At 61.8% G+C, this 5,476-nt stretch carries 2 protein-coding genes; both read right to left on the reverse strand.

The window, feature by feature from the left end; genetic code table 11:
- Positions 1–1,240: hypothetical protein (locus SX243_24895; GenBank protein ID MDY7096226.1), on the reverse strand; the 1,240-nt coding region annotated here is incomplete at its 3' end.
- Between the two features lie 868 nt (positions 1,241–2,108).
- Positions 2,109–3,398, reverse strand: a complete 1,290-nt coding sequence (locus SX243_24900; GenBank protein MDY7096227.1) for a tetratricopeptide repeat protein — start codon at positions 3,396–3,398, stop codon at positions 2,109–2,111.
- Positions 3,399–5,476 lie beyond the last annotated feature (2,078 nt).

The following is a 5,476-nucleotide window of genomic DNA, read 5'->3' on the forward strand; positions in this document are numbered from 1 at the left end:
CCGCCACCGATTCATCCCACGGCCGGCCTTCGGGCCGGGCGTCCATGAAGCTCTCGAAGGTTCCATGAAAGTCGAGGCCCCAGCCCCTCTCCGGCCAGAGATCGACGGCGGTGTAGTTGTCCGCGTGCATGGATTGGGTGAGGTCGGTGAGGAAGTGCAGGCACAAGCCCAGGTAGTAGCCGGCCTGCCGCAGATCCTCCGGCTTGCGACCCCTGCCGAAGCGCACCAGGCGGCGGCCGAAGTGCACGGCCTGGTTGAAGTAGCGCTGGCCCTCGGTCAAGGCCGTCATGTGATTCAGCGTGTGCCGATCCTTGCCCCGGGCCAGCAAGCCGGCCCGGATGGCGGCAATGGCGGCAGTATTCTTGCTGAGGTAGTTGGTCCGTTTCTTCGAGTCGTAGAAGTGCGTGCGGTACGAGTATGGATGTGGCCAATCCAGAGGGTTCCACCGGTCGATGTACCGTTCCACATAATCCGCCTCGTAGAGCCCCTGGAAGACCTGGCCACCGGCAAATTTGAATTTGTCCGATTTCGGTGCGCCGGGCCGGCGACTATCCGAAGCTGGAAAACTCCGCCAGATCTCGAGGAATTGCCGCACGTCCGGCGTGTCGAAACCCGAGATCAGCGCGATGCCCCGATGCAGTAGCCCCTGGTGCGACTCGTCGTCCCACAACCCTCCGGGCCCTCCGCTGTCGTGTTCACCCTCCTGCGGATGCTCAGGCTCGCTCGGGGGCTCGAGAGTCGCCGGAACCGGGCCGCAGCAGCAGACGTGGGAATGTCCTCCCCCCTCCGCAGGATCGCTGAGAGGAGACACGTCGGTGATCAGGAATTCCGCCGCAGAGTCCAGCTTCGTAGTCCCGGCCCCCAGCTCTCCGTCTTTGGTCTCGGACAAATAGTGTTGCCCGTCCGGAGCCATCAGCGCCCACCGCTCGCCGTCCTCGCCCCGGGGCGCCCGGGTGAAGATCTGAAATTTCCCCTCCTCCCCCTCCACCGTCAGCCCGCTACCGCCTCCATCCACCGCCGTCAGGTAGTGCCCAACCCCCGCCTCCCGCAGCACCACCTGGTTCTCTCCCCGCTCCTCGACCAGCCACGCCGTCGGCTCGGCCGTCGCCTCCACGGTGAGGTGTACGGAGACCTCTGTGCTCTGCCCCCGCTCAAACGGCGACTCCGCCTCCGGCAGGTCGATCTTGGATGTGACGCTCAGATACTGTCCGCTTGGGGTCTGAAGAAGTACGAATGGCATTGGATGCTGCCCTCCTGTGGGGTTCCCGAGTGCTTGGGTTGATGACCGGCGTTGATGGGCCAGTGCGGTGGGGGGCGGGAACCTCTCAGGGGAGGGTGGTTTTTGGGTGAGTTTCTACCTTTCCCCGTGTCAGGCCAGCTGCCGTTCCAGGTGGCGGCTCAGCTCCGACACGGCGTTGCAGGCGCCTATTTCGTGAGTGGGGTGCAGAACCGTTCACGCTAGCCAGTCGAAGTTGATCCGTCAAATAGGGCAAGAGAGGCAGTTGCGAAAATGCTGTCTACCCTTCGAGAAATACCTTTCGGGGTAGGTTTCCGCTGCGCTTGGCGCAATCGCTGGGGTTTGGAGCTCCTTTCGTCCAGGGCGTAGCGTAGGGCGCAGGCAGGGAGGGCGCGGGCGATGTTGCTTGGGCTCTGGCCCTGCGCATGGAGGAGTTATGCGCAGCATTCTTCTGATCGTGTGTCTTACGCTCTCGATGAGCTTCGTTGGATTCACCGCGGCGGCGGAGGTGCCGTCCGGTGGGGTGAAGGCTGGACCGGCCTGGGTGAGCGAGCTTGGTGAGGTGGTGCTTGGCTTTGTGAAGGGGTGGTTTGCTGAGGGATCCAATTCATCGACTCAGCTCGATTCCGGAGGGACTACGGACGGTGGTCCAGCTCTTGAGCCGGACGGTTTGCTGGGCGGCCCGGGGACTGAGCCGGATGGATTGCTCGGTGGCCCTACCTTGGAGCCGGATGGCCGGAGCGCTGGCCCGGGGCTTGAGCCCGATGGGGCGTTTGCCGGTCCGACTCTCGAGCCCGATGGGAGGTGAGTTGGCGAGGGCAGGGTTCTGAGATTCCTTCGGTCTCATCCTGAGAAAGCCTGACCTGGAGGCTTAGGCGGCTTTCGAAGAGAGTCGCAGTTGTCTCCAGGTCTTGGGCTTTTTTCGCTCACCCTCGATGCGGGTGGTCACCCGCTCGATGAGGGCGAGCGAGAGCCCCTCTTTGCCCGCTCGCAGCAGCTCGGCGATGGCTCGGGATACGATGCGGTTCTTCTTCAGCGGTTCGAGCAGGGCAACCATCGAGTGGGCGGTGGTGAAAGCCTCTGAGCAGCGGCCCGCTCGGAGGTACGTGGCCACTAGGTCACAGGTCGCGAGAGCCGCCTCTCCCGGATGGAGGTCATGCAGGATCCGGATTGCTTTGGAGAGCGTTGTGATCGCGGCCTCGACTTCCCCGAGATCGGCCTGGATCCGACCGGCCAACCATAAGAACTTGGCTCGATCTCGCTTCTCTTTGTCTGGCGCTTCCGAAGCTGCAATCTTGATGTATCTCAGCGCGGTTTCTAGGTCCCCCTGTTGCTGGGCGACCAGGCCAAGACAGTGGTGTGCCGTGCAACGGTACCTTTGTTCTTCGCTAGGGAGGTAGTTCAAGGCTAGCTCTAAGCATCGCTTAGAAGAGTCGTTTCGGTTGAGGTACAGGTACCACATGCCCTGTTCGACCCAGCCCTTGGCACTCCCTACCTCGTCGCCAGCCTGTAAGAGCAGCAGCGTCGCCTTCTCCGCGGCCCGAACCGCTTCCGGAAGCTCTGTCCTCTCCATCAGCACATAGGAGTACCGCCGTAGCAGATGCCCGTGAGAGAGGATGTCGCCACTTCGGGCCGTCTCTCGCAGGCCCAGCTGTAGCCAATGTGCCGCTTCGTCCAGCCGGAGGAGGAGTCGGAGCGCCGAACCGATGACGCCGCAGAGCATGGGGAGCAGCTCGAGCTCCACGTGCTCGACCGCCATCAGCGCAAGCTGGAAGGCCTTCTCCGGCTCCGTGCGCCTCCGCTCGTCCAAGCTTTCGAGCAGTGCTTTCCCGACGCCTGTGCCCGGGATCTGCTCGCGGAACCGCTTCTTCGCTACGGCCACCAGCTCCGGAGCCGGCCCTTGGGGGCGGTCGAAGTGCAGAGTGTCGTCATCGTCCAGATGGCGCCGAATGAACAAGACCGGGTCCAGGCCCAGGTGGTCGAGAGCAGCCAGGAAGCAGTGGAGGTTCAGATTCCCACTGTTGGCGTGGTAGAGCCACCAGCCGGTGCTTTGCCCTAAAGCCTGCTCCAACTTCGAGATAGCCCCCCGCCCCCGGCTCCGGATCTCCCGATCCAGCGCCTCGACCAGACTCCTACTGATCTCCCTCTGAAGAGATTTCAAAATCCGCGCTCCTGCTCGTGTCGTCTAGTGAAAGAGACCCCAAGTCTACACGGAAAGTGCTCCAAGTCGAAACTTCTTGAATGACTGTGGCTCGCTGCGCGTTTCGATGAGCACGTGGCGCATTGGTGGAGGAAACTTCGGGGTGGGGTGGGTGCGATGGACACATTGTCTGCGAGCGGGGGAGGGGCTTGGGGATTCCTCCTTACTAGGGACCGGCCGGCAGTCTGCCAATCGAAGGAGGCTGGCTGGAGTCTGGTCGGGGTGGAATTGGGCTCTGCGGACGGGACAACTACTAGATCGCGGAGTCTCGGCGGCCTGGAGATTGTGGCAACTTGAGCCGGGAGAGAACTCTGCCGCGTAGCGCTGCTTGAACTCACTCAGTTTCTTGCTCCGAGGGGGCAGTGGCAATGGATTCCGGGTAGTTGCTGTCGCCCCTCCGGGGCTTGGGAATTCTTCGGATCGCACACCCGGGGCTTGCGCCCCGGGCTAGATGCCTCCGCCCCTCCGGGGCTCTGCAGTGCCGCCTGGGCTCGAATGTGGCGAGGAAGCTCCACTATCCTGACAGGACAGGCTCCAGGGAGCTTGCTGAAAAAGTCAGTCGCAAGCGAGAGCGAGAAATTTTCGAGCAGAATCGAGGCGGAGAACCGCAGGCGATTCGGGGATCGTCGAGGTTCGACAAGGAAGATTCGGCCGAAAAGAGCCGTTCGGAGCGCGACGCGGGTTGTTCAGCAAGCTCCTAGGAGTCGGGGATGCTTCTCGAATCACCCGCGAGGATGAGAATTAGGTCCTTGCGGTCGAGGGTATTTTCACCACGGCTGCTCGTCTGAATTTGCTCAGGCCTCGACACTGCTAGCCACCGGAGGCAATCGCGTCGGAGTGGCGCACGGAAACTCGCTACCGTTCAGACAGCTCCGCGCATTTCTTGCTCCGACTTTAGCCTGCGGTGGCGGCCTCGGAGTCTTCGCGAGATTCAAACTAGTGTCGGCACCGCCCGGGGATTGACGGATCATCAAGGGCGAAACACAAGGCCCCGCCCCGGGATCAATCCCGGGGCTACCCAGGACGCCGCCGGATGAATCCGGCTCCCAGAGTCTACTCATCCATAGCCTCCCGTCCGGAGCCAGCGGAGCTGGCGGTGTTTGAGTAGCCCGGGGATTGGATCCCCGGGCGGAGGTGCCGAGACCGCGATCCTTTCCTACTGCCCTCATCCTCTCCGTCACTCCCTTCGTCATTCCCGCGGAGGCGGGAATCCACGCGGGACTGGGGAGTGAATACTTCCTATCCAGACCGGAGGTACCTGAAGTCAGCCCATTCCGGGGAAACTCAACGGTCACTCCTCACCAGCGCGTGGACTCCCGCGTTCGCGGGAGTGACCACCTTCGAGGTGCTCGCGAGTAGGGAATAGTAGCCCTCAAGCCGAGCAAGTTACAGGTCAGGGCACTACTGAACTTCGGGAGGGATGGGCTGTGATCAAAACTTGCGGTATGATTTCACTCTAGCAATCGCCGCAGTATAGATTCGCGCTCGGGGGGTGACCGTGAAGCAGTATCCGAGAAGAGAGTCGCGAGCCACTGGCAGGCTCCTGCGGTTGCGTGTCCCGCTCTCCTCCTGTCGCAAAAACCTATTGAATCCCCATGGTCGGAACAGCCGCTCAGGCCGCGGCTTCGTCCAAGCGCGCTCTATTTGACATCGGGAGGTGGGATGATCAATGGGCGGAGCTGCATGGCGATGTCATGTAGAGTGTTCAAGGTTCAGTGCCAGCCGGCCATCTAGCCCAAACGCTACAGCGGAGAATCAATGAATTTCGACCAAGTCGTACCAGTGATCCAAAGCCTGGCCTGGCCTGCTACAGTTCTGCTGATTGTTCTTGCCTATCGAAAGCAGATTGCGGAACTGCTGGGGAACATTAAGGAATTCCGCGGACCCTATGGGATCCGACTAGCAATCGAGAAGATGGACCCGCCAGTTGCATAAGGAACCCATTCGAATCGGCGTAAACTACTGAACAGGAGACACTTCCGCTTCAGTTCCGCTTATCGCCCAACCTCACTCCCGGTGAGGTTAGCTGACTGCGTAGT

It is taken from the genome of Acidobacteriota bacterium, from assembly GCA_034211275.1.
GTDB lineage: Bacteria > Acidobacteriota > Thermoanaerobaculia > Multivoradales > JAHZIX01 > JAGQSE01.